Source organism: Roseateles sp. FW301-B2 (assembly GCF_058788955.1).
Genome location: NZ_JBYTBE010000063.1, coordinates 2501 through 5000, shown reverse-complemented (window position 1 = coordinate 5000; position 2500 = coordinate 2501). Strand labels below are relative to the sequence as shown.

Genomic DNA, 2500 nt, shown 5'->3' with positions numbered 1-2500 from the left:
ACCACCGGATCACTTTGTCCTACTTTCGTACCTGCTCGACTTGTCAGTCTCGCAGTCAAGCACGCTTATGCCAATGCACTATCAACACGATTTCCGACCGTATTTAGCGTACCTTCGAACTCCTCCGTTACACTTTGGGAGGAGACCGCCCCAGTCAAACTGCCCACCATACACTGTCCCCAATCCCGATAAGGGACCAAGGTTAGAACCTCAAACACACCAGGGTGGTATTTCAACGTTGGCTCCATAGAAACTAGCGTCCCTACTTCAAAGCCTCCCACCTATCCTACACAGATCTGTTCAAAGTCCAATGTAAAGCTACAGTAAAGGTTCATGGGGTCTTTCCGTCTTTCCGCGGGGAGATTGCATCATCACAAACATTTCAACTTCGCTGAGTCTCTGGAGGAGACAGTGTGGCCATCGTTACGCCATTCGTGCAGGTCGGAACTTACCCGACAAGGAATTTCGCTACCTTAGGACCGTTATAGTTACGGCCGCCGTTTACTGGGACTTCAGTCAAGAGCTTGCACCCCATCATTTAATCTTCCAGCACCGGGCAGGCGTCACACCCTATACGTCGACTTTCGTCTTTGCAGAGTGCTGTGTTTTTAATAAACAGTCGCAGCCACCGATTCTCTGCGGCCTCATTGGGCTCCCCAAGTAAATGGTTCACCTACTAAAGGCACACCTTCTTCCGAAGTTACGGTGTCAATTTGCCGAGTTCCTTCTCCAGAGTTCTCTCAAGCGCCTTAGAATACTCATCTCGCGCACCAGTGTCGGTTTGCGGTACGGTCGTCTGTAGCTGAAGCTTAGTGGCTTTTCCTGGAAGCAGGGTATCACTCACTTCGTCTGCAAGCAGACTCGTTATCACACCTCAGCTAAGCCCTCCGGATTTGCCTAGAGGGCACGCCTACATGCTTGAACCAACTATTCCAACAGTTGGCTGAGCTAACCTTCTCCGTCCCCACATCGCACTACAGATCGGTACAGGAATATTTACCTGTTTCCCATCAGCTACGCATCTCTGCCTCGCCTTAGGGGCCGACTCACCCTACGCCGATGAACGTTGCGTAGGAAACCTTGCGCTTACGGCGAGGGGGCTTTTCACCCCCTTTAACGCTACTCATGTCAGCATTCGCACTTCTGATACCTCCAGCAGGCTTCACAACCCACCTTCACAGGCTTACAGAACGCTCTCCTACCACGTGCAATAAATTGCACATCCGCAGCTTCGGTAACTGGCTTAGCCCCGTTACATCTTCCGCGCAGGACGACTCGATCAGTGAGCTATTACGCTTTCTTTAAATGATGGCTGCTTCTAAGCCAACATCCTGACTGTTTTAGCCTTCCCACTTCGTTTCCCACTTAGCCAATTTTAGGGACCTTAGCTGGCGGTCTGGGTTGTTTCCCTCTTGAGTCCGGACGTTAGCACCCGGTGCTCTGTCTCCCAAGCTGTACTCATCGGTATTCGGAGTTTGCATAGGTTTGGTAAGTCGCCATGACCCCCTAGCCTAAACAGTGCTCTACCCCCGATGGTAATACTTGAGGCACTACCTAAATAGTTTTCGGAGAGAACCAGCTATTTCCAAGTTTGTTTAGCCTTTCACCCCTATCCACAGCTCATCCGCTAGTTTTGCAACACTAGTCGGTTCGGACCTCCAGCACCTGTTACGGTACCTTCATCCTGGCCATGGATAGATCACTTGGTTTCGGGTCTACACCCAGCGACTGATTCGCCCTATTCGGACTCGATTTCTCTACGGCTTCCCTATTCGGTTAACCTCGCCACTGAATGTAAGTCGCTGACCCATTATACAAAAGGTACGCAGTCACCCTTGCGGGCTCCTACTTTTTGTATGCATGCGGTTTCAGGATCTATTTCACTCCCCTCCCGGGGTTCTTTTCGCCTTTCCCTCACGGTACTTGTTCACTATCGGTCGATTACGAGTATTTAGCCTTGGAGGATGGTCCCCCCATATTCAGACAGGATTTCACGTGTCCCGCCCTACTCTATTCGCGCCTAGTTCCACAATCTGCATTTTTCATACGGGGCTATCACCCGCTGTGGCCGGACTTTCCATTCCGTTCTGATATACAAACTGCTAAAACGCGAGGGCTACTCCGATTTCGCTCGCCACTACTTTCGGAATCTCGGTTGATGTCTTTTCCTCGAGCTACTGAGATGTTTCAGTTCACCCGGTTCGCCTCGCATACCTATGTATTCAGTATGCGATACCTCTTGCGAGGTGGGTTTCCCCATTCGGAAATCTCCGGATCAAAGCTAATTTGCCAGCTCCCCGAAGCTTATCGCAGGCTATCACGTCCTTCGTCGCCTGTAATCGCCAAGGCATCCACCACATGCACTTAGTCACTTGACCCTATAACTTTGACAGCGCTGACTGCACTGTCGTCAAGGACTCGTACAGACTATCGTTCAGTCCGTACGTTTATTGAGTATTCACGCGTTACGCCGTTCTTCATACCTAAGCAATTTCTTGCT

1 rRNA gene (only partly in view) is annotated in these 2500 nt (G+C 50.6%); it reads right to left on the bottom strand.

Going from position 1 to position 2500, the window contains the following annotated elements:
- A 23S ribosomal RNA gene (locus tag AC3WQY_RS24340) occupies positions 1–2378 on the bottom strand; it reaches 502 nt to the left of the window's first position.
- Positions 2379–2500 lie beyond the last annotated feature (122 nt).